The sequence below is a fragment of the Bradyrhizobium algeriense genome (genome assembly GCF_003062295.1).
In the GTDB taxonomy this organism is placed as follows: domain Bacteria; phylum Pseudomonadota; class Alphaproteobacteria; order Rhizobiales; family Xanthobacteraceae; genus Bradyrhizobium; species Bradyrhizobium algeriense.
In genome coordinates this window covers 1-641 of record NZ_PYCN01000190.1, presented here as the reverse complement: position 1 = coordinate 641, position 641 = coordinate 1, and the positions used below count along the sequence as shown (strand labels likewise).

Below are 641 nucleotides of genomic sequence, written 5' to 3'. Positions count from 1 at the left end.
GACGCTGCTGGCCGACACGATGGTCAAGCTCACCGATCACGACAGCCTGTCGGGCGAGACCGTGCGTCGCCGGCTGGCCGAGAACGACCTCAAGCCATGGCGCAGGGACATGTGGTGCATTCCCCATTCGACGGCGAATACGTCGCCCGCATGGAGGACGTGCTCGATCTCTATTCCGAGGCGCCGGATTCCGAGCGGCCGCTGGTCTGCTTCGACGAGACCCCCGTCCAGCTCATCGGCGAGGTGCGTCAGCCGATCCCGGCCAGGCCCGGACAGCGCGAGCGCTACGATTATGAGTACCGCCGCAACGGCACCGTCAATCTCTTCGTCACCTTCGATCCGCATCGCGGCTGGCGCAACGTCAAGATAACAGACCGCCGCGCCGCCGTGGACTACGCCCACTGCATGCGTGAACTCGTCGACGTCCATTATCCCGATGCCGCCTGTATCCGTGTCGTGCAGGACAATCTGTCGATCCACACCGCCGGCGCGCTGTATCAAGCATTTGCGCCCGCCGAGGCCCGTCGCATCCTGCGTCGCCTCGAATTCCACTGCACCCCGAAACACGCCAGTTGGCTCAACATGGTCGAGTGCGAGATCAGCGTGCTGCAGCGCCAGTGTCTCGGCCGCCGCATCGACGA

Annotated in this window: 1 pseudogene; it reads left to right on the top strand. The window is 64.7% G+C overall.

Features of this window, described 5'->3' with window-relative positions:
• Positions 1-641, top strand: a pseudogene (locus C7G61_RS43045) (IS630 family transposase); the annotation flags it as partial.